Raw genomic sequence first — 22388 nt, 5'->3', positions numbered from 1 at the left:
CACGTCAGGAGTAAGAAGTGAGGAGTCTGGAATTTTCTTAAAGATCAGACAAAACTGTTTCTGTTGAAAAAATCCGCGATCCTTACTTCTCCTTCTTACTCCTTGATTTTCCTCTCGAACCTGCTCTATGAAGAGCAAGCAAAAGAACACAACTATACATACATTGAATCATTACATCAAAACAGCAGAAAGACCATGACCCAGTTTTATAATGAATACTCCAAAGTATTAGTATCCGTCGATTGTATCATTTTCGGTTTCGACGGTAGTAACCTCCAGGTACTGATAGGCAAACGCAAGATGGACCCGGGAAGAGGCGAATGGTCACTCTATGGTGGTTTCGTTGGCGCAACAGAAAATCTCGAAGATGCAGCTAACAGAGTCATCCTGGAACTTACTGGAATGAAAAACCTCTATATAAGACAAGTAGGAGCTTTCGGCCGCATCGACCGTGACCCAGGTGAGCGAGTTATCTCTATCGCCTATTGCACTCTCATCAATGTGAAAGACTATGATGACAGCCTCCGTGTAGAACACGGATTGGAATGGGTTAGTCTGAACGAACTTCCAGAACTTTACTCAGACCACAAACTCATGATCCGCAACGCTATCGCACAGATACGCCGCCGCATCAATCATGAGCCATTAAGCTTCAAACTCCTCCCAGACCTCTTTACGCTGACACAGCTTCAGCATGTATTCGAGGCAGTAATAGGCGAAGAGATTGATAAGCGCAACTTCCGCAAACGCGTGAAGGATATCGACTTCATCGAGAAAACAGAACTCATCGATAAAGTCAACTCGAAACGAGGCGCCGCCCTCTACCGCTTCAACAAGAAAGCATACGAGGAAGACCCATCGTTCAACTTGAAATAGAATAAATAACTTAAAACAAAAGATATTATGTTAGAAGAATTAAAAGAAAAAGTGTTCAAGGCAAACCTTGATCTCGTTAAGCACAACCTCGTGCTCTTTACATGGGGTAATGTAAGTGGTATTGACCGCGAGAAAGGTCTGGTTGTCATCAAACCATCAGGCGTCGATTATGACACCATGAAGGCTAGCGATATGGTAGTGGTAGACTTGGAAACAGGTAAGGTAGTAGAAGGCGATCTGAATCCATCATCTGATACTCCAACCCACTTGGTTCTCTACCGCGCATTCCCAGAGTTGGGTGGCGTAGTTCATACTCACTCTACTTATGCTACCGCTTGGGCACAGGCTGGCTTAGACATCCCTAACATTGGTACAACTCATGCTGATTACTTCCACGATTGCATCCCTTGCACTGATGCTATGACAGAGGATATGATGGCAGAATATGAGCACAACACAGGTGTTGTCATCGTTGACCGTTTCAAGAAAGATAACATCAACCCAGTTCATACTCCTGGCGTATTGGTTAAGAACCATGGTCCTTTTACATGGGGTAAGGATGCAGACCAGGCTGTTTATCACGCAGTAGTAGCTGAACAGGTAGCAAAGATGGCTTTCATCTCATTCTCTGTGAATCCAAACACCACCATGAACCCATTGCTCGTAGAGAAGCACTTCAACCGCAAGCACGGTCCTAACGCTTACTACGGACAGAAAAAGCACTAATCAACAGTGTTTCAAATAAAGATAATAAATCACATAACAATAACAATTAATACAACAAACAATCATGATTAAAGCATTTGAAAATTTAGAGGTATGGTTTGTAACTGGTGCACAGCTTCTTTACGGAGGCGAAACAGTTAAGATAGTTGATGGTCACTCAAAGGACATGGTAGATGGTCTGAACAATAGTGGCATCATCCCAATCAAGGTAGTTTACAAGGGTACAGCTAACTCTTCTGCAGAAGTAGAGGCTGTCATGAAGGCTGCCAACAACGACGAGAAGTGTGTAGGTATCATCACATGGATGCACACCTTCTCTCCAGCTAAGATGTGGATCAAGGGCTTGCAGGCTCTCGAGAAGCCTCTCCTCCACTTCCACACTCAGTACAATGCAGAACTCCCTTGGGATTCTATCGATATGGATTTCATGAACCTCAACCAGTCAGCCCACGGCGACATCGAGTTCGGTCACATCTGCACCCGTATGCGCATCCCTAGAAAGGTAGTTGTAGGTTACTGGAAGAGCGAAGAGGCTCAGAAGCAGATTGCAACATGGGCTCGCGTAGCTGCAGGTGTTGCTGATGCTCACAACGTACGCTGCTTGATGTTCGGTATGAACATGAACAACGTTGCCGTAACAGATGGCGACCGCGTAGAGTTCGAACAACGCTTGGGTTACCATGTAGATTACTACCCAGTATCTTCACTCATGGAGTACTACAAGAAGGTAACTGATGCAGAGGCTGATGCTCTCGTTGAGGAGTACAAGAAGGAGTACACCATCAAGATCGATGAGTCTGGCGAGGAAGTATATTGGGAGAAAGTGAAGAACGCAGCTAAGGCTGAGATCGCTCTCCGTCGCGTATTGAAGGATGAGAACGCAGTAGCATTCACAACCAACTTCGATGACCTCGGCGATGCTGACATCAACGATCCAAACTTCTGCGGTTTCGACCAGATTCCTGGTTTGGCTTCACAGCGCCTGATGGCAGAGGGTTATGGTTTCGGTGCTGAGGGTGACTGGAAGACAGCTTGCCTCTACCGCACACTCTGGGTAATGAACCAGGGCTTGGAGAAGGGTTGCTCATTCCTCGAGGACTACACACTCAACTTCGCTGCCGACCGCACATCTAGCCTCCAGAGCCACATGCTCGAGGTTTGCCCATTGATCGCTACAGACAAGCCAAAGCTCGAGGTTCACTTCCTCGGCATCGGTATCCGCAAGCAGCAGACTGCCCGTTTGGTATTCACATCTAAGACAGGTAAGGGTGTTAAGGCAACTGTAGTTGACCTCGGCAACCGTTTCCGTCTCATCGCAAGTGAGGTAGAGTGCATCGAGCCAAAGGCAATGCCTAAGCTCCCTGTAGCTTCAGCTCTCTGGGTTCCACAGCCAACCTTCGAGATTGGTGCAGGTGCTTGGATCCTCGCTGGTGGTACTCACCACAGTGCATTCTCTTACGATATCACTGCTGAGTACTGGGAAGACTTCTGCGAGATTCTCGGTATTGAGTTCGTCAACATCGACAAGAACACAACTATCAGCAGCTTCAAGCAGCAGCTCCGCAACAACGAGATTTATTACATGCTCAACAAGGCATTGCGATAATTAAAGTAAAAAGTGAAGAACGAAGGGCTAAAAAGTAATGAAATTCAATACTTTACCCTTTGTTCTTTACATTAAACATTTAAAAGAAATGAGCGCAAAAACTATTATAGAATCCGGTAAGGCCATTCTCGGTATCGAGTTTGGATCTACCCGAATCAAGGCTGTCTTGATCGACACCGACAACAACCCTATCGCACAGGGTAGCTTTGAGTGGGAAAACCAGTTGGTTGATGGTCTCTGGACTTACAGCATCGACACAATTTGGAAAGGTTTGCAGGATTGTTATGCCGACCTCCGCAAGAACGTGAAGGCTGAATACGACTGCGAAATCAAGCAGTTGGCTGCCATCGGTATTTCTGCGATGATGCACGGCTACATGGCTTTCGGTAAGGATGAGAACATTCTCGTTCCTTTCCGCACATGGCGTAACACCAATACAGCCAAGGCTGCAGCTGAACTTTCAGAGCTCTTCCACTTCAACATCCCATTGCGTTGGAGTATCTCTCACGTATATCAGGCTATCCTGAATGGTGAGGACCACATTAACAAGATTAACTTCCTTACCACTCTCGCCGGTTATATCCACTGGCAGCTCACAGGCAAGAAGGTTTTGGGCGTAGGCGATGCATCAGGTATGCTCCCTATCGACTCTAACACCAACAACTACGATGCAGAGATGGTAGCTAAGTTCGATAAGCTCATCGAGCCTAAGAACCTGGGCTGGAAGATTCTCGACATTCTCCCTGAGGTACTGAACGCAGGCGAAGATGCTGGCGTATTGACCGAGGAAGGTGCAAAGAAGCTCGACCCATCTGGCACACTCCAGGCAGGCACCCCACTCTGTCCTCCAGAAGGTGATGCAGGTACTGGTATGGTAGCTACCAACGCTGTACGTCAGCGCACAGGTAACGTCAGTGCAGGTACATCTTCTTTCTCTATGATTGTATTGGAGAAAGCCTTGAGCCAACCTTACGAAGTCATTGATATGGTGACTACTCCAGACGGCAGTCCTGTAGCAATGGTTCACTGCAACAACTGTACTTCCGACCTCAATGCATGGGTAGGTTTGTTCAAGCAGTATCAGGAGTTGCTCGGTGTTCCAGTAGATATGAACGAGGTATTCGGCAAGCTCTACAACCACGCTCTTGAAGGCGATGCTGATTGCGGAGGATTGATTGCTTACAACTATATCTCTGGTGAGCCTGTAACAGGTCTCGCAGAAGGTCGCCCTATGTTCGTACGTTCTGCCAACGACCACTTCAACCTTGCCAACTTCATGCGTGCCAACCTCTATGCTTCAGTAGCTGTATTGAAGATTGGTAACGATGTATTGTTCAAGGACGAGAAGGTACAGGTAGATCGCATCACAGGTCATGGCGGTTTGTTCAAGACCAAGGGTGTAGGTCAGCGCATCCTCGCTGCAGCCATTAACTCCCCTATCTCTGTCATGGAGACAGCAGGCGAAGGTGGTGCATGGGGTATCGCCCTGCTCGCAGGTTATCTCGTTAACAACGAAGAGAAGTTGAGCCTGGCAGATTATCTCGACAAGAAGGTATTTGCAGGCAATACTGGTGTAGAGATTGCACCTACTGCCGAAGATGTAGCCGGTTTTGATAAATATATTGAAACCTACAAGGCTGGTCTTGCTATCGAAAAGGCAGCAGTTGAGAACAAAAAGTAAATAAACGATAAATACGTTTGTGGGGATTTCTCCTCCACAAACGTATTATACTTAAAATCGACAACAATTAATAAGAACAATGATGAAGAAACTTTTCGCTACCACATTGCTTTCAACAGCAGTTGCATTCTCAGCACAAGCTCAGGATGTAACAGGAACAATCCATGCCAACCAAGGAACACAGAAAATCAACAAAGAGATTTATGGCCAGTTTGCCGAGCATCTCGGAAGTTGTATCTATGGTGGTCTTTGGGTAGGTCCTGATTCTAAGATTCCTAACACTCAGGGTTACCGCAACGACGTGCTCCAAGCCCTCAAGGACCTGAAAGTGCCTGTATTAAGATGGCCTGGAGGATGCTTCGCTGACGAGTATCACTGGATGGATGGTATCGGTCCACGTGAAAAGCGACCAAAGATGCAGAACAACAACTGGGGTGGAACCATTGAGGACAACTCTTTCGGTACACACGAGTTTCTGAATCTCTGCGAGATGTTGGGTTGCGAGCCTTACATCAGCGGCAACGTGGGTTCCGGCACTGTTGAGGAATTGGCAAAGTGGGTGGAATATATGACCAGCGATGGAGATACTCCTATGGCAAAACTCCGCCGACAGAACGGCCGCGACAAGGCTTGGAAAGTAAAATACCTCGGTGTTGGTAACGAAAGTTGGGGCTGCGGTGGCAACATGCGTCCTGAGTATTATTCAGATCTCTTCCGCCGCTACTCTGTTTATTGCCGCAACTATGACGGAAACCAGCTCTATAAGATTGCATCTGGAGCGAGTGATTACGATTATAACTGGACTAAGGTATTGATGGACCGTATCGGCAACCGTGCCAACGCCATCTCTCTACATTATTATACAGTAACAGGCTGGACAGGCAGCAAGGGTTCTGCCACCAAGTTCAACAATGAGGATTACTACTGGACCATGGGCAAGGCGCTCGGCATAGAAGATGTCATCAAGAAGCACGAGGCTATCATGGACAAGGCTGATCCAAAGAAGCAGGTAGCCCTCCTCGTTGACGAATGGGGAACCTGGTGGGATGAGGAGCCTGGCACTATCAAGGGCCACCTCTATCAGCAGAACTGTATGCGCGATGCCTTCGTTGCTGCACTCTCGCTGAATGTATTCCACCGCCATACAGAGCGTGTGAAGATGACCAATATCGCACAGATTGTCAATGTGCTCCAGTCAATGATTCTGACTGATACAAAGGGAACAGGTCACATGGTTCTGACTCCAACCTATCATGTATTCAACATGTACAAGGACTTCCAGGAGGCAACCTATCTCCCAATGGATGTAAAGTGCGACTCTATGGATGTTCGCGGCGATGATCACGCAAGAGATGGAAGAAAGATTCCATTGGTATCTACTTCAGCAGCCAAGAAGGCAGATGGAACCATTGTGGTTGCTCTTGCCAATGTCAGTCTTGACAAGGCTCAGCAGGTAGAGTTTAATCTGGATGGTGCAGCTGCTCCAAAAACTGTAACAGGACAGATTCTTTCCTGCAACAAGGTGAGCGATTACAACGACTTTGCACACCCGGATGTAGTGAAGCCTGCAGTTTTTAAGGATGCAAAAGTAAAGAAAAACACCCTTAAGGTAAAAATTCCTGCAAAATCTATCGTAGTTTTGAAAATAAAATAGTATCTTTGAAGGCGAAAAAGGAAGTATCCTTCTTTTGAGTAGCCTTCAGAGCTAGAAAAACAAGAATATTTCAGCAGAAATAACAACAATAATTAATATAAAATTATGAACGACATTAAAGTAATGAATCATGCAGCTGATAACATCCGTATCTTGGCTGCTTCAATGGTAGAAAAGGCAAACTCAGGTCACCCAGGTGGTGCTATGGGTGGTTCTGATTTCATCAACGTACTCTTTGCTGAGTACTTGGTATATGATCCAGCAGACCCAACATGGACAGGTCGTGACCGTTTCTTCCTCGACCCAGGTCACATGAGCCCTATGCTCTATGCTGGTTTGGCTTTGCGCGGTTTCTTCTCAATGGAAGACCTCAAGCAGTTCCGCCAGTGGGGTTCTGTAACTCCTGGTCACCCAGAGCTCGACCTTCAGCGTGGTATCGAGAACTCATCTGGTCCTCTCGGTCAGGGTCATGCCCTCGCAGCTGGTGCAGCTGTTGCAGAGAAGTTCCTCGAGGCTCGTCTGGGTTCAACCATGATGCAACACAAGATCTACGCATACATCTCTGATGGTGCTGTAGAGGAAGAGATTTCTCAGGGTGTTGGTCGTATCGCCGGTAACCTCGGTCTGAACAACCTCATCATGTTCTACGATTCTAACGATATCCAGCTCTCTACAGAGTGTGGCGTTGTAATGAACGAGGATACTGAGATGAAGTACAAGGCTTGGGGCTGGAATGTCATCAAGATCAACGGTAACGACGTAGCTCAGATTCGTGAGGCGCTCGATGCTGCCCAGAAGGAACAGGACCGCCCTACCCTCATCATCGGTAAGACCGTAATGGGTAAGGGTGCTCTCCGCGCAGACGGAACAAGCTACGAGGCTTGCATCAATACTCACGGCGCTCCTCTCGGTGGCGACGCATACGTAAATACAATCAAGAACCTCGGTGGTGATCCTGAGAATGCATTCGTTATCTTCGACGATGTGAAGGAAATCTACGCTAAGCGTGCTGAGGAGTTGAAGAAGATCGTAGCAGAGCGCAAGGCTGCAGAGGCTGAGTGGCGCAAGGCTAACCCAGAGAAGGCTGCTCAGATGGATGAGTGGTTCAGCGGCAAGGCTCCTAAGGTAGACTGGAGCAAGGTTGAGCAGAAGGCTGGTTCAGCTACACGTGCAGCATCTGCTGCTTGTCTCGGTGTTTTGGCAGAGCAGGTTCCTAACATGATCTGTGCATCTGCTGACCTCTCTAATTCTGATAAGACTGATGGTTTTCTGAAGAAGACCAAGAGCATCGTTCGCGGTGACTTCTCTGGTGCTTTCTTCCAGGCAGGTGTTGCAGAGTTGACTATGGCTGATATGTGTATCGGTATGATGCTCCATGGTGGTGTGGTTGCAGCAATGGGTACATTCTTCGTATTCTCTGATTATATGAAGCCAGCTGTACGTCTCGCAGCCCTGATGCAGGTTCCAGTTAAGTTCATCTGGACTCACGATGCATTCCGCGTTGGTGAGGATGGACCTACTCACGAGCCAGTTGAGCAGGAGGCACAGATCCGCTTGATGGAGAAGTTGAAGAACCACGCAGGCAAGGACAGCGTTCGCGTATTCCGTCCAGCTGATGCTGACGAAACTACAGTTTGCTGGAAGCTCGCTATGGAGAATGTTGAGACTCCTACAGCTCTCATCTTCTCTCGCCAGGGCATCGCTAAATTGCCAGAGGGTAATGATTACGAGCAGGCTGCTAAGGGTGCTTACATAGTAGCAGGCAGCGACGAGAATCCAGACGTTATCTTGGTAGCTAGCGGTTCTGAGGTTTCTACATTGGAGGCTGGTTGCGATGCTTTGCGTGCTGACGGCATCAAGGTTCGCGTGGTAAGTGCTCCATCAGAGGGCTTGTTCCGTGGTCAGAGCAAGGAATATCAGGAGAGCGTATTGCCAAAGAACGCTAAGATCTTCGGTATGACTGCCGGTCTTCCTGTAACTCTCGAGGGTCTCGTAGGCGCTAATGGTAAGGTTTGGGGTATGGAGAGCTTCGGTTTCTCAGCTCCTTACAAGGTACTTGATGAGAAGCTCGGTTACACAGGCGAGAACGTTTACAAGCAGGTAAAGGCTTTCTTGGCTGAAGCTTAATTAGTTTGATAAGTTAGGAGTTAGAAGTTTGGTATCAGTTTTTGTCATCAGGCAATCATCTGGTTTACAGCATCTAACTCCTATCACTCTTTTATATTAACCTTGTGATGTAATGAAGAGTTTGCTCTTCGTTCTTCACTTAAAAACTTAAGTATTATGGAAGTAAAGACAGTTGGTATTGCATGCGATCACGCAGGTTTTCCATTGAAGCAATTCGTATTGGAATATTTGGAAAAGAAGGGTTATCCTGTAAAGGATTATGGTACATACAGCGATGCGAGTGTAGACTATCCTGACTTCGGTCATGCTCTTGCTAAAGGCATTGAGAGCGGCGAAGTATATCCAGGTATCGGCATTTGCGGCAGCGGCGAAGGTATCGCCATGACATTGAATAAGCATCAGGGTGTACGTGCCGGATTGGCATGGTGCAAGGAGATTGCTCATTTGGTTCGTCAGCACAACGATGCCAACGTATTGGTACTTCCAGGTCGTTTCGTAGACAACAAGACCGCCGAGGCTATTCTCGACGAGTTCTTTGCCACAACATTCGAGGGTGGCCGTCACGAGCGTCGCGTCAAGAAGATTCCTGTTCAGCAGTAAAGTTCTGAATGGATAAAAAAGAATTAAGGCTGAGTCATCGCATGATGGCTCAGCCTATTTTTATGGAAGACGGACATACCAAGAAGATTTTTACGACACATGAACAACTTCAATAAATGCACACAAGCGTAAGATACAATCGCAAAATACGGAAGAAGTTGTCGGAAAAGACAGATGAAGTTGTCGGAAAAGATAGTATAGGTTATCGGAGAAGTTAACTCCGTAGGCCGCACAACAGCTGTTGTGCGCTTGCATAACAGCTGATATGCGCTCGCACAACACCTGTTGTGCATGCGTAGACCAGCTGATGGGCGCCTACAGCAAACCAACATTTCTCGCTGATGTTTTTACCAATCATTTTGCCACAAAAAACACAGTCCTATTTGTTATCTTACCGGAACAACCCTATCTCAAAGAAATAAAAAAAGGGATGCCACACTAGGTGACATCCCCCTATGAGAATCAAATACTTATTTGAAGCTTAAACTTTACTTGCTCTCAGCCTCAGCCTGCTTGGTTTCTGCTGCGTTAGGACCATAGTAGCCATAGTAAGCCTGGTAACGGGTGTAACCCCAGTTAGCCTGAGCCTTCTCTGGATCGAGCTGCTTAGCCTTGTCGAGAACCTTGATAGCCTCCTGGTAAACAACCTTGCGGCCGTTAGGATCCTGCAAGTTACCAGCCTTGCTGTTGTAGCAAGCACCCAGATAAGTAAGAACAACTACGTTATCCTCCTTTGCAGCAAGAGCCTGCTTCAAACACTTGATAGCGTTGTCTGCATCGTTCTTCTGGATATACATCATACCCTTGTTGGCAAGAGCTACAAAGTTGTTAGGGTTCTTTGCAATAGCTGCGTCCAAAAGTTCAGTCTGCTCCTTCTCCATCTTCAATGAAGAGTACATAGAGTTCAAACCATCGAGAACAACCTCATTGGTCTCGTCCTTTGCAAAGATATCCTTGAGCTTGTTAACATAGGCAAGAGAATCCTCGTGAGTCTTCAAGCCGTCCTTCATTACATAGAGCTTGAGGTTGAGGGCATCCTTAGCCTCCTTCTCACTCTTCATGGCGATGTCGCAATACTTCTCGCAACGGGCAGCATCCTTAGCCTGGTATGCATAACGGGCTGCAAAGAGAGCTACCTGACCGATATAGTCCTTCTCGCTATCCTTCTGCTTCTGGTCTACAGAAGCGAAGAGAGGCTCATTGTCTGTATCGAGGAATGCACCCCAATACTTCAATACCTCATCAGCCTTACTGTTCTGAGCTGCAGTCTGACCCGCATTAACGAGCTGAACACGAGCACCCCATACACGGCTAGCGTTGTTGTTAAACTTAGGAGCAACCTTACCCTTAGCATTAGGAAGCTGGTCGTACTTGTAGCACTCAATAGCATTGATCAATGCATTGTAAGCGCCCTCAGACATAGCAGCCTCGTCAACCGGGTCGTTCTTCTTCATGATCTGATTGGTCTGCTGGATGCTCTGCTGGTCGTTGAACTGCTTCATAGCGAGATCAACGAGCTTGTTGTAAGCCTTGGCCTTCTCTGCATCGTTAGCCATCTGACCCAAATTCTGCTTAACCAAAGCCTCAGCCTCGGCATAAGACTTAGCCTTCATGACAGCCTTGAGAGCGTCACTGTCGCCTGCGAATGCTGATGTGGCACCTAGTACCATCATTGCAGCTACTAAAAACTTTTTCATTTTTCTTAATGAGTTTAAAAGTTGTTGTTATTTATTTTTACGCGTCTTTTCTTTTATTCGAAATCTACGTTGCCCGAATCGGTATCCTCAGCTTCAGATGCTTCGTCAGCGAGATGAGCCTCAGCCTCGGCAGCCTCTTCGGCAGTCTTGGCACCTACGGTATCATTCTCTATCTCCTCGCTCTTCTTAGCCCAGGCAGAACGGCTCTCCTCTTCTACAGAAGCCTCGAGCTCAGAACTCATCACCTTGCATACGCTGGCAATGACATCATTCTTCTTGGCAAGATTGATGAGGCGTACACCCTGGGTAGCACGGCCCATGACACGGCAATCGGCTACGGCAAGACGAATTACGATACCACTCTGGTTGATAATCATGAGGTCGTTATCATCGGTTACGTTCTTGATAGCTACCAGTCGACCGGTCTTGTCGGTAATATTCAGTGTCTTCACACCCTTACCGCCACGCTTGGTAACGCGGTAATCGAGTACATCAGAACGCTTACCATAACCCTGCTCGCTCACTACCATCACGGTTTCCTTCTCAGGATCGTTGACAACAATCATACCTACTACAGCATCATTACCCTCATCGAGGCGCATACCACGAACACCGGTAGATGTACGGCCCATTGTACGGATTTCGTTCTCGTCGAAACGGACAGCACGACCATTGCGGTTGGCAATAATCAGTTCGTTATGACCATTTGTCAGACGAACATCTACCACCTCATCGCCCTCTACGATGTTGATAGCAATCACACCATTGGCACGTGGACGGGAATATGCCTCCAGACAGGTCTTCTTCACGGTACCGTTCTTGGTAGCGAAGACTACATAATGGTTGTTGATGAACTCAGCATCATTCAAACCTCTCAGACGGAGGAATGCATTCACCTGGTCATCGCTCTCGATGTTGAGGAGGTTCTGGATGGCACGGCCCTTGGAGTTGCGGTCACCCTCAGGAATCTCGTAACACTTCAACCAGTAGCAGCGGCCCTTCTTGGTGAAGAACAGCATGGTCTGGTGCATGGTAGCAGGATAAATATACTCGGTGAAGTCCTTATCACGGGTACGGGCTCCCTTAGAACCTACTCCACCACGAGCCTGCTCACGGAACTCTGACAATGGGGTGCGCTTGATATATCCGAGATGACTCACGGTGATAACCACTGGGTCGTTTGGATAGAAGTCTTCTGGATTGAACTCATGGTCATCAGGCTTAATCATGGTGCGACGTGCGTCACCATACTTCTCCTTCACCTCGTTGAGTTCGTCCTTCATTACCTTCTTGCAGAGTTCAGGATCGTTCAGAATCTGGTTCAAGTAGTCGATGGTCTTCATCAACTCGTTGAATTCATTGTGCAACTGCTCCAGACGCAAGCCTGTCAACTGGCTGAGGCGCATATCCACGATGGCCTTACTCTGAAGTTCATCGAGTTCGAAGCGCTTCTCCAAGTTGCGCTGAGCATCAGAAGGAGTCTTGCTGGCTCTGATAATATGTACCACCTCATCGATGTTGTCGCAGGCAATGATCAAGCCCTCGAGAATATGAGCACGCTCCTGAGCCTTCTTCAGTTCGAACTGGGTGCGGCGGATCGTAACATCATGACGATGCTCTACGAAATACTTCACACATTCCTTCAAGCTCAAAAGACGTGGACGACCATTAACAAGAGCAATGCAATTCACTGAGAATGAACTCTGAAGAGCTGTCAGCTTAAAGAGTTTGTTCAGAAGAACATTGGCATTAGAATCACGCTTTACATCAACAACGATACGCATACCCTGACGGCCAGACTCATCGTTTACGTTAGCTATGCCATCTACTCTGCCTTCCTTGGCAAGGTCAGCAATAGCCATCACGAGCTGCTCCTTGTTAACACCATAAGGAATCTCGGTGATAACAATCTTATCATGGTTTTCACCACTTTCAATCTCGGCAGTGGCACGAACCACGATTCTGCCTCGACCTGTTTCGTATGCATCCTTCACACCCTGTATACCATAGATGGTAGCACCGGTTGGGAAGTCAGGAGCAGGGATATACTGCATCAATCCATCGGTGTCGATGTCAGGATTATCGATATATGCACAGCAACCGTCAATTACCTCACCCAGGTTGTGGGTAGGCATATTGGTAGCCATACCTACGGCAATACCATTACCACCATTTACCAGAAGATTAGGAATCTTGGTAGGCATCACGGTAGGTTCCTGCAGGGTATCATCGAAGTTGTTGGTCATATCAACCGTTTCCTTGTCAAGGTCGTCCATGATATGCTCACCCATCTTGGAGAGGCGGCACTCAGTATAACGCATGGCAGCAGGAGAGTCACCGTCAACAGAACCGAAGTTACCCTGTCCGTCAATCAAGGTATAACGCATGTTCCACTCCTGTCCCATACGCACCAGAGCGCCGTAAACAGAAGAGTCACCGTGAGGGTGATACTTACCGAGCACCTCACCAACAACACGCGCACATTTCTTATAAGGTTTGTCACTGGTGTTTCCAATGCCGAGCATACCGTAAAGAATACGGCGGTGCACAGGCTTGAAACCATCGCGTACATCAGGGAGGGCACGAGCCACGATAACTGACATCGAATAATCGATGTAGCTCGACTTCATCTCCTCCTCAATGTTGATCTTCATGATTCTATCATGATCCATTGTCTGATTTTCGTCCATTTCTTATATTAATGTATTATTGTTTATTCGTTACTTTCAAAACGCCTGTTTTCCATCCGGAAATCGCGTTTAAGGGCATTTCCTTGCGTTCTAAGCCGTTTTACCCTTTTGAAATTCCCGACAAAGATACAAAAAAAAATGATACTAAAACGCTTTAGAGGCGAAAAATCGCATTATTTTAGCATTATTTGTATTTTAACAATGCAAAAAAGTTGGCATATCATTTGCTATTTTTGAAAATAATGTGTACTTTTGCACTGAGATATTTAAAAATATAAGCAAATATGATAAATCCGTTTTCACATATACAGGACATACTGAACAGAAGTAGCAAAGAAGCAGCACGCACCTTGGGAAGTGAAATCAGCGTGGAGCATCTGATGCTGAGTCTGATCAGCCAGAACGACAGCGATGTCAACAAGCTCCTGAAGGGCGCAGACATCAGTCCGATGGCTTTCAGCGGAGTTCTTAACAGCAAACTGGAAAAGCGTGTGGAAGAAACTCCTGCCGATAACGTGAAGGAGAACAGCCACATCCCATTCAGCCAGATAACAGACAGCATTATCAGAGACTCTATCCGCGAGGCAAACAACTACGAGCACTCCAAGATTGTAGAGCCAAGACATCTGCTGCTTGCCATCTTGAGAAATGACAAGAACCCTGTAGCCAACTGGCTGAGTCAACTGGGCTTAAGCTACGACCGTGCCATCGAAATGCTCTATCCTACTGACAAGGATGATGAGCAGAAGACAGAAGAGCCGAAGGATTTCAAAATGGAACCACAAACACCAGATTCAGAAATCCCTGATGCTGACAAGCAGGAGGAAGCAGAGAACCTGGAGATGGCTGGTGGAATAGAAGCAGAAGATGACTACAACGAGAAGAACGACATGATGGAAACTGACGAAGAGCCATTCGATATGGAAAAGGACCAGAACCCGATGAGGCTGTCTACCCGTTCAAATGGAACTCCGCGCAAAAAGAGCAGCACCCCTACCATCGACAAATTCAGTTTCGACCTGACCAAGGCTGCAGCCGAAGGAAAGCTGGATCCTGTCGTGGGCAGAGAGAAGGAGATTCAGCGCGTGCTCGAGATTCTGGGTCGCAGAAAGAAGAACAACCCAGTATTAATAGGTGAACCGGGCGTAGGAAAGAGTGCCATCGTAGAAGGACTGGCACAACTCATCAACAACCAGGAAACATCGCCTATGTTCTTCAACAAGCGTCTGATTAGTCTCGACCTGACTGCCATCGTTGCAGGAACCAAATTCCGCGGACAGTTTGAAGAGCGCATCAAGAATGTCATCAAGGAACTGGAGAACCATCCGGAAATCATCATCTTCATAGATGAGATTCATACCATGATAGGCGCCGGTTCCGGTGAAGGAAGCATGGATGCTGCCAACATTCTGAAGCCAGCCTTGGCAAGAGGTGTCATCCAGTGTATCGGCGCCACCACGCTCGACGAGTATCGCAAGAGTATCGAGAAAGATGGAGCCCTGGAGCGCCGTTTTCAGAAGGTTATCGTTGAACCAACAACACGCGAAGAGACCCTGCAGATACTTCACAACATCAAGGAACATTACGAGAAGCACCACTGTGTGAGATATACAGACGAGGCTCTCGAGACATGTGTCAAACTGACAGAGCGCTATATCACCGACCGCCTCTTCCCAGACAAGGCTATCGACGTGATAGATGAAGCCGGCTCGCGCGTACATATTAATAATGCAAGTGTTCCTGCTCCATATATCAAGCTGGAAAAAGAACTGAAAAAGATAATCAGCAAGAAGCAGCAGGCTGTAGCAAACCAGAACTTCGAGATGGCAGCCTCATGCAGAGATGCCCAGACCAAGATCGAGAAAGAGATTGAGGACATGAAGGCGCAATGGCAGCAGGGAGAGATTGGCGAATATGTTGAGGTGACAGCCGAAGACATTGCCAACGTTATCAGCATGATGACCGGCGTACCAGCCCAACGCATGGCAGAGGGTGAAAGCAAACGTCTGAAAGATCTGGAACACAACCTGAAGCACAAGGTGATTGCTCAGGATAATGCCATCAACAAGATGGTAAAGACCATTCTGAGGAACCGTGTAGGCTTGCGCGACCCTAACCATCCTATTGGCGTATTCATGTTCCTGGGTCCTACAGGTGTAGGTAAGACCTATCTTGCCCAGAAACTTGCCGAGGAAATGTTTGGTTCGAAAGATTCACTCATCAGAATAGACATGAGCGAATTCTCCGAGAGTTTCAACACCTCACGTCTGGTAGGTGCACCTCCAGGATACGTAGGCTATAACGAAGGTGGACAGCTGACCGAAAAGGTACGCCGCAAACCATACAGCATCGTATTGCTCGACGAAATAGAGAAAGCCAACAGCAAGGTATTCAACCTGCTCTTACAGGTACTCGACGAAGGCAGACTTACCGATGGTAACGGCAGACTCATCGACTTCCGCAACACCATCATCATCATGACCTCTAATGCAGGAACCCGCCAGCTGAAAGATTTCGGCAGAGGCGTCGGCTTTACTTCTGCAGGTATAAAAGGCGGATTGGCGATGGATGAGAAAGACAAGGAGTATGCCCGCAGCATCGTCCAGAAGAGTCTGAGCAAGCAGTTTGCTCCAGAGTTTCTGAACCGCCTCGACGACATCATCACCTTCGACCAGTTGGATCTCAATGCCATCAAGCGCATCATCGACCTCGACCTGGAAGGACTGGTCAAGAGAATAGAAGACTTGGGATTCCATTTCCAGATTACCGAAAAGGCAAAGGAGATGGTAGCCAAGAAGGGATACGATGTACAGTTTGGTGCCCGCCCACTCCGCCGCGCCATCCAGACCTACATTGAAGATTCCGTTTGCGAGATGTTACTCGATGGCACAATGAAGCCAGGCGACACCATCTCGGTAGGCAAAAATTCGAAAAAAGAAGAATTAACATTCAAGAAACTATAATCAGAAGAGGGACTATCCACTAGCGATAGTCCCTCTTTTATTATGAACCCGGTATAGCAACCAACGAACTTTAGTTAATAAGAGTTAACCACAAGAAAAGTTTAGGCAATAATTTCTTATTTCAAAAAATATTCATTACCTTTGCATCTGCTTTTGGGCAAAAAGCCATGATGGCTCAGTTGGTAGAGCAACGCATTCGTAATGCGTGGGTCGCGGGTTCGAGTCCCGCTCGTGGCTCTTTCTTGTGAAAGGAGTTAGTATTTTCCTTCGCGAGATTAGCACATCGGTAGTGCACGGGCTTCCCAAGCCTGTGAGGCGGGTTCGACTCCCGTATCTCGCTCAGAACATCAGTAACCCAGGGTTGAACCCTGGGTTTCTTGTTTTTATTAACATCTTTTCAGCCTTCTATAGCAACAAAATCACTTTTTTCGAGTTATTATATAAATTAAACTAAGATAAAAGAATAATAATGAAGAAACATATCATACTTGTACTGGCGCTCGTCCTGTCTTCAGGACCACTTTTCGCACAGAGTTCACACATGACCGATGATCAGGTCATGAGCTTTGTGGTGAAAGAACATGAGCGTGGCACATCCAATTCACAGATTGTTACCAAACTGATGCAGCAAGGCGTAGACATCTCCCAGATTCGACGTGTACGCAATAAGTATCAGAAGATGTCGCAGCAGAACGAGCTCTACAGCACAACCGCTGCAGGAAATGCAGGCAACAAGAGAATGCGGACCAACAATGGTAAGCAAAGAGAAGATTACCAGGACAAGGACAATGAGAAGCAGGTTTCAACCTATAGCAATTATCGCATCCAGAGCAAACAGAACGACAGCTACTATTCATCTTATGATGAGAATAATCCTGACTATGCTAACTTCAGCAAGGAGATGAATGCACTGGTTCCAGATACAGCTACCATGGTTAAACAGATGCAGGCTGAACTCGGCATCAAGCGCAACAAGGTATTCGGCCGTGACATCTTTAATAACAAGGATCTCAGTTTCGAGCCAAATATGAACATCGCCACCCCACAGAACTATCGACTGGGACCTGGCGATGCGGTTATCATCGACATCTATGGTGCCTCACAGAAAACCATCGAGAGTACCGTTTCGCCAGATGGTGAGGTAACCATCGAGGGTTATGGACCAGTCAGCGTTTCAGGCTTGACCGTAGCTCAGGCTAATGCCCGCCTACGCAATACCGTGGGCAGCAGATACCGTTCAAGTCGCATCAAACTCACTGTAGGACAAACCAAGACCATCATGGTTAACGTAATGGGCGAGGTTAAGATTCCGGGCACCTATACCCTCTCAGCCTTCGCCACCGTATTCCATGCACTCTACATGGCTGGCGGAACCAACGATCTGGGTACATTGCGAAACATCAAGGTATACAGACACAACAAACTGGTAACGGTTGTTGACATCTACGACTACATTCTGAACGGCAAACTGACGGGTAATGTCCGTCTTGCCGACAACGATGTTATCGTAGTAGGTCCATACGACTGTCTCGTAACCATTGCCGGAAAGGTTAAGCGCCCGATGATTTACGAAATGAAGAAGAACGAGAGTGTCAATTCCCTTCTGAAGTATTCCGGCGGTTTTACAGGCGATGCTTATAAGAAATCAGTAAGACTGAACCGCAAGACAGGCAGAGAACATGCCGTATATAATGTTGGGGAGTTCGACTTCTCAAGTTTCCGCATCGATGACGGCGACTCAATCAGCGTAGACAGCATCCTGCCACGCTACGCCAACACCGTAGAGGTGAAAGGAGCCGTATTCCGTCCGGGCATGTACAATCTCGGCGAAGAAATCAACAGCGTACGCACCCTTGTAGAGCATGCCGAAGGATTGACTGAGGAGGCATTCACTAACCGTGCCGTAATGCACCGTATGAAGTCTGACCGCTCGCTCGAAGTAATAAGTGTAGACATCGCCGGCATCATGAACGGCAAGACTCCAGATATCCCATTGAAGGAGAACGATGTCCTCTTCATTCCTACCCGACAGGAAAAGATTGTAGAGCGCACCCTCACCATCCGTGGCGAAGTGCAGTATCCAGGAGTTTACCAATATGCCGACAATGAGACCCTCGAAGACTTCGTTCTTCAGGCAGGCGGCTTGACCGACAAGGCTTCAACCGTTAATGTAATGGTAAGCCGTAGAGTGATGGATGCCAAGGCTTTACGTCCAGACAGCGTTATCGCCAAGACCTACACCCTATCTCTTAAAGACGGCTTCGTTATCGACGGCACCCCTGGCTTCAAGCTGATGCCATTTGATGAGGTAATGATTCGTCAGAGTCCGGCGTATGTAGAGCAGCAGAACGTATCAATTACCGGTGAAGTGATGTTTGCCGGTCTCTATACATTAGACCATCGCAACGCCCGCCTGAGTGAACTTTTCAAGAAGGCAGGTGGAGCTACCGACCAGGCATACCTCAAGGGCGCCCGCATCATCCGCAAAGCCAACGAACAAGAGAAGCAGCGCATGGAGGCAGTATTGAAGATGCAGCGCGAAGAGCTGCAGAAAAATCTTCTGCAGCTAGCCTCCAGCAGCAACAATGCCAGTGCCATCTTGCAGAACTCTAAGGATGTAGAACGCACCAACATAGAGAAGTTCAACGTACCTAGCGAATACCCTGTAGGTATCGATCTTCCTGAGGCACTGGCGAACCCAGGCAGTGATGCCGACATCATCTTACGAGAGGGCGACCGTCTGGTCATTCCTCAGTACAATGGTACGGTAAAGATCAATGGTGCCGTAATGTTTGCCAATACGGTAGCCTACGAAAAGGGCAAGAAGGCAAGCTATTACATCGATCAGGCTGGTGGTTTTGCCTCAGATGCATTAAAGAGCAAGGCATACATCATCTATATGAATGGCAAGGTAGCCAAGCTCTCTCATGGTGCCAAAGTGCAGCCAGGCAGCGAGATTGTCGTCCCAGCTAAACTGAAGCGCAAGATGAGTACCGCAGAAATGATGAGTATGGGAAGCAGCATAAGCAGCATCGCCGCCATGATTGCTACGATTGCTAATATGAGTAAGTAAGAATAATCAAACACCTATAAAAGAGGAGTCATTTTATGAAATATCCTATAGGAATACAAGATTTCGAAAAGCTACGTACAAATGGATATTCGTATGTAGATAAGAGCCGATTCGTGTACAAGTTGGCGACAGAGGGAGAATACTATTTCCTCAGTCGTCCACGCCGATTCGGAAAGAGTCTCTTTCTGTCTACTTTGGAAGCATACTTCCAGGGTAAGAAGGAACTCTTCGAGGGCTTAGCCATATATGACTTGGAGACAGAATGGAAGAAATATCCTATCTTCCATATTGATCTCAACACAGCCAACTTTCGAGAGAAAGACAGTCTGTACACAGTTCTTAATGACTACCTCACAACTTGGGAAAGCAAATATGGAACCCGTGAGTCAGAAGCCACACTTGCCCTTCGTTTCAAGGGTGTGATAGCACGAGCTGCAGAGAAAGAAGGATGCGGTGTCGTTATTCTTATCGATGAATACGACAAACCTATACTTCAGACCTTGCGCGACCCAGAGTTGCAGGCTGAACACCGTGCACAGCTGAAAGCATTCTATTCGGTATTGAAGACACAAGACCGATATATCAAGTTTGCATTCCTCACAGGTGTTACCAAGTTTGGCAAGGTTAGCGTGTTCAGCGACCTCAACAACCTGATGGACATCTCGATGGACCACCGCTATATTAGCATCTGCGGAATGACAGAGAAGGAACTGCTTACGAATTTCAAGGAAGGTATCAACGAATTAGCCGAAGCCAATGGCGATACAGAAGAAGCCACAATAGCAAAACTGAAGGCAAGATACGACGGATATCATTTCGAGGAGAATACAATAGGAATCTATAACCCATTCAGTGTACTGAACACTTTGTCAAGACTTCGCTATAAAGACTACTGGTTTGAGACTGGCACACCCACATTTCTAGTTGACTTGCTGAAAATGCACAACTATCGTTTGCCAGACATGACAAAGGAAAGGGTATCAGACGATGTAATCAACAGCGTGGATTCACTGTCAACCAATCCGATACCTGTGATATACCAGAGTGGTTATCTCACAATCAAAGGCTATGACGAAAGGTTTAAGAAATACCTACTAGGCTTCCCTAACAAAGAAGTGGAAGAAGGTTTTCTTAACTTTCTGCTGCCGCTATATTGTTCAGCAGGTGACCGTTCCGCCTTTATGGTTGATGAGTTTGTGAAGGATGTGGAAGCAGGACATGTTGAACAATTTATGAATCGGCTTACCGCTTTCTTTGCAGATAACAGCTATCAGGTAGCAGGCGAAGCAGAACTTTACTTCCAAAATTCCCTATATCTCATTTTTAAGATTATGGGATTCCACACACAGGTAGAAATACCGACAAGTGATGGCAGGATGGACGTTCTCATTCAAACTTCCGACTACATTTACATCATCGAATGCAAATTAGATGGAAGCGCCGAAGAAGCTCTGCAACAGATAGAAGTCAAAAACTATGCAGCTCCTTTCGCTATGGATAAGCGAACAGTTGTCAAGCTAGGCATCAACTTCTCCAGCAAGACAAGAGGAGTTGAGAGCTGGAAGCAGAGATAAGTTAGCAGCATCGCCGCCATGATTGCTACGATTGCTAATATGAGTAAGTAAACAAAAGAATAACGAAGAAAATGGATAATAATAATTCAGTTAAACAAATTGATGTAACAGCCATCATAAAAGCAATGATAAAAAACAGGAAAGCTTATTTTATAGGCATACCTGTCTCATTCATTTTATCTATCCTAATTATCATATGCGTGCCTAGACATTACAAAAGCACAGCTAAACTTGCTCCAGAGTTATCAAGTTTTAGTACTGGTTCCTTGGGGGAACTTGCCTCTTCTTTTGGTTTCGACATAGGTAGCTCTTCTTCTAACGAAGATGCCATTTTCCCTGAATTGTATCCAGACTTGATTGAATCTAATGATTTCCTTACAAGCTTATTTGATGTCAAAGTCAAGTCACTTGACGGGACCATCAACACCACCTACTATGACTACCTTGCTACAAAACAAAAATATCCATGGTGGACTAAAACGATTAATCGTATAAAAATATTGTTTACAACAAAAGATACGACAAGTAGCACTAGTAGTACAGTAAATCCTTTCAGACTAACCAAAAGACAGGATCAAATAGCAAGGAGCATTGCAGATAAAGTTTCATGTACAGTAGATAAGAAGAACTATGTGATTTCCATATCTGTAGAAGCACAAGATCCCCTTATTTGCGCAACTTTAACTGATACGGTACAAGCTAGATTACAACAATTTATCACAGATTACCGTACAAGTAAAGCACGCAAAGATTTAGAGTACTATCAAAAACTCTGTTCTGAAGCAAAAAGCAAATATGAAAAGGTTAGACAGACATATGGTAGCTATGCTGATGCCAACAATGACATCATATTGGAATCCTATAAATTGAAAGAAAATGACTTGGAAAATGAAATGCAGTTACTCTATAATAATTATACTGCATTACAAGCTCAAGTTCAGCAAGCTCGTGCTAAATTAACACTTCAAACACCAGCTTTTACAACGCTACAAAGTGCCTCCGTACCTTTAAAACCCGCAGGTCCAAAAAGAATGTTGTTTGTAATTGGAATGACTTTTTTGACCTTCATGATTATTACATTTTTTTCTATTAGAAAAGTTATATTTGGAGAAATCGATTAA

General features: G+C 46.5%; 13 protein-coding genes and 2 tRNA genes. 13 read left to right on the top strand and 2 right to left on the bottom strand.

The window, feature by feature from the left end:
* The first annotated feature begins 195 nt into the window (after nucleotides 1-195).
* The 7 genes from FO447_RS03260 (at nucleotide 196) to rpiB (ending at nucleotide 9270) form a co-directional block, all read left to right on the top strand.
* Nucleotides 196-876 (top strand): NUDIX hydrolase, encoded by a 681-nt coding sequence (locus FO447_RS03260; RefSeq protein ID WP_040552774.1) that lies wholly within the window; start codon nucleotides 196-198, stop codon nucleotides 874-876.
* 27 nt (nucleotides 877-903) lie between these two features.
* A complete protein-coding gene (locus FO447_RS03255; protein WP_006846778.1) occupies nucleotides 904-1602 on the top strand; it encodes an L-ribulose-5-phosphate 4-epimerase in 699 nt (232 codons plus the stop codon).
* A gap of 64 nt (nucleotides 1603-1666) precedes the next feature.
* Nucleotides 1667-3208, top strand: coding sequence for an L-arabinose isomerase (gene araA, locus FO447_RS03250; RefSeq protein WP_117726917.1), 1542 nt, complete (start codon nucleotides 1667-1669; stop codon nucleotides 3206-3208).
* A gap of 88 nt (nucleotides 3209-3296) precedes the next feature.
* Nucleotides 3297-4889 carry a xylulokinase gene (locus FO447_RS03245; RefSeq protein WP_200757592.1) on the top strand — a complete coding sequence of 531 codons (1593 nt, stop codon included), beginning with the start codon at nucleotides 3297-3299 and terminating at the stop codon, nucleotides 4887-4889.
* A 79-nt stretch (nucleotides 4890-4968) separates the two neighbouring features.
* Nucleotides 4969-6543, top strand: coding sequence for an alpha-N-arabinofuranosidase (locus FO447_RS03240; RefSeq protein WP_006846781.1), 1575 nt, complete (start codon nucleotides 4969-4971; stop codon nucleotides 6541-6543).
* A gap of 105 nt (nucleotides 6544-6648) precedes the next feature.
* Complete coding sequence (locus FO447_RS03235; RefSeq protein WP_200757591.1) at nucleotides 6649-8670, top strand: transketolase family protein; 2022 nt, start codon at nucleotides 6649-6651, stop codon at nucleotides 8668-8670.
* 156 nt (nucleotides 8671-8826) lie between these two features.
* Nucleotides 8827-9270, top strand: a complete 444-nt coding sequence (gene rpiB, locus FO447_RS03230) for a ribose 5-phosphate isomerase B (protein ID WP_006846783.1) — start codon at nucleotides 8827-8829, stop codon at nucleotides 9268-9270.
* A 488-nt stretch (nucleotides 9271-9758) separates the two neighbouring features.
* Here the strand turns inward: rpiB and FO447_RS03225 are convergent, their stop codons facing one another.
* Together FO447_RS03225 and gyrA are read right to left on the bottom strand one after the other, a co-directional pair.
* Nucleotides 9759-10967, bottom strand: a complete 1209-nt coding sequence (locus tag FO447_RS03225; protein WP_118139553.1) for a hypothetical protein — start codon at nucleotides 10965-10967, stop codon at nucleotides 9759-9761.
* Between the two features lie 53 nt (nucleotides 10968-11020).
* Entirely contained in the window at nucleotides 11021-13657 is a 2637-nt protein-coding gene (gyrA, locus tag FO447_RS03220) for a DNA gyrase subunit A (RefSeq protein WP_200757589.1), read from the bottom strand.
* Nucleotides 13658-13941: 284 nt separating this feature from the next.
* On the opposite strand from gyrA, the gene FO447_RS03215 reads away from it, so the two are divergent.
* The 6 genes from FO447_RS03215 to FO447_RS03190 all read left to right on the top strand — a co-directional run bounded on the left by FO447_RS03215 (nucleotide 13942) and on the right by FO447_RS03190 (nucleotide 22388).
* Nucleotides 13942-16620 (top strand): ATP-dependent Clp protease ATP-binding subunit, encoded by a 2679-nt coding sequence (locus FO447_RS03215; protein WP_200757588.1) that lies wholly within the window; start codon nucleotides 13942-13944, stop codon nucleotides 16618-16620.
* Nucleotides 16621-16784: 164 nt separating this feature from the next.
* Nucleotides 16785-16857: transfer RNA gene (locus tag FO447_RS03210), tRNA-Thr, on the top strand.
* A 32-nt stretch (nucleotides 16858-16889) separates the two neighbouring features.
* Nucleotides 16890-16960: transfer RNA gene (locus FO447_RS03205), tRNA-Gly, on the top strand.
* A 129-nt stretch (nucleotides 16961-17089) separates the two neighbouring features.
* Nucleotides 17090-19693: an SLBB domain-containing protein gene (locus FO447_RS03200; protein ID WP_200757587.1), complete on the top strand. Its 2604-nt coding sequence runs from the start codon at nucleotides 17090-17092 to the stop codon at nucleotides 19691-19693.
* 35 nt (nucleotides 19694-19728) lie between these two features.
* Nucleotides 19729-21267, top strand: coding sequence for an ATP-binding protein (locus FO447_RS03195; protein ID WP_200757586.1), 1539 nt, complete (start codon nucleotides 19729-19731; stop codon nucleotides 21265-21267).
* Nucleotides 21268-21338: 71 nt separating this feature from the next.
* On the top strand, nucleotides 21339-22388 hold the full coding sequence (locus FO447_RS03190; protein WP_118191346.1) for a chain-length determining protein: 1050 nt from the start codon (nucleotides 21339-21341) through the stop codon (nucleotides 22386-22388).

This window comes from Segatella copri (assembly GCF_015074785.1).
Taxonomy (GTDB): Bacteria; Bacteroidota; Bacteroidia; order Bacteroidales; family Bacteroidaceae; genus Prevotella.
Note: the sequence above shows the minus strand (reverse complement) of the source record. Positions and strands in the feature narration are given on the sequence as shown.

Bases quoted from the DNA above. Each gene is read 5' to 3' on its own strand.
- FO447_RS03225 (WP_118139553.1), bottom strand. From the start codon at position 10,967: ATGAAAAAGTTTTTAGTAGCTGCAATGATGGTACTAGGTGCCACATCA.
- FO447_RS03260 (WP_040552774.1), top strand. From the start codon at position 196: ATGACCCAGTTTTATAATGAATACTCCAAAGTATTAGTATCCGTCGAT.
- FO447_RS03255 (WP_006846778.1), top strand. From the start codon at position 904: ATGTTAGAAGAATTAAAAGAAAAAGTGTTCAAGGCAAACCTTGATCTC.
- FO447_RS03215 (WP_200757588.1), top strand. From the start codon at position 13,942: ATGATAAATCCGTTTTCACATATACAGGACATACTGAACAGAAGTAGC.
- gyrA (WP_200757589.1), bottom strand. From the start codon at position 13,657: ATGGACGAAAATCAGACAATGGATCATGATAGAATCATGAAGATCAAC.
- araA (WP_117726917.1), top strand. From the start codon at position 1,667: ATGATTAAAGCATTTGAAAATTTAGAGGTATGGTTTGTAACTGGTGCA.
- FO447_RS03240 (WP_006846781.1), top strand. From the start codon at position 4,969: ATGATGAAGAAACTTTTCGCTACCACATTGCTTTCAACAGCAGTTGCA.
- FO447_RS03195 (WP_200757586.1), top strand. From the start codon at position 19,729: ATGAAATATCCTATAGGAATACAAGATTTCGAAAAGCTACGTACAAAT.
- FO447_RS03235 (WP_200757591.1), top strand. From the start codon at position 6,649: ATGAACGACATTAAAGTAATGAATCATGCAGCTGATAACATCCGTATC.
- FO447_RS03245 (WP_200757592.1), top strand. From the start codon at position 3,297: ATGAGCGCAAAAACTATTATAGAATCCGGTAAGGCCATTCTCGGTATC.
- rpiB (WP_006846783.1), top strand. From the start codon at position 8,827: ATGGAAGTAAAGACAGTTGGTATTGCATGCGATCACGCAGGTTTTCCA.
- FO447_RS03200 (WP_200757587.1), top strand. From the start codon at position 17,090: ATGAAGAAACATATCATACTTGTACTGGCGCTCGTCCTGTCTTCAGGA.
- FO447_RS03190 (WP_118191346.1), top strand. From the start codon at position 21,339: ATGGATAATAATAATTCAGTTAAACAAATTGATGTAACAGCCATCATA.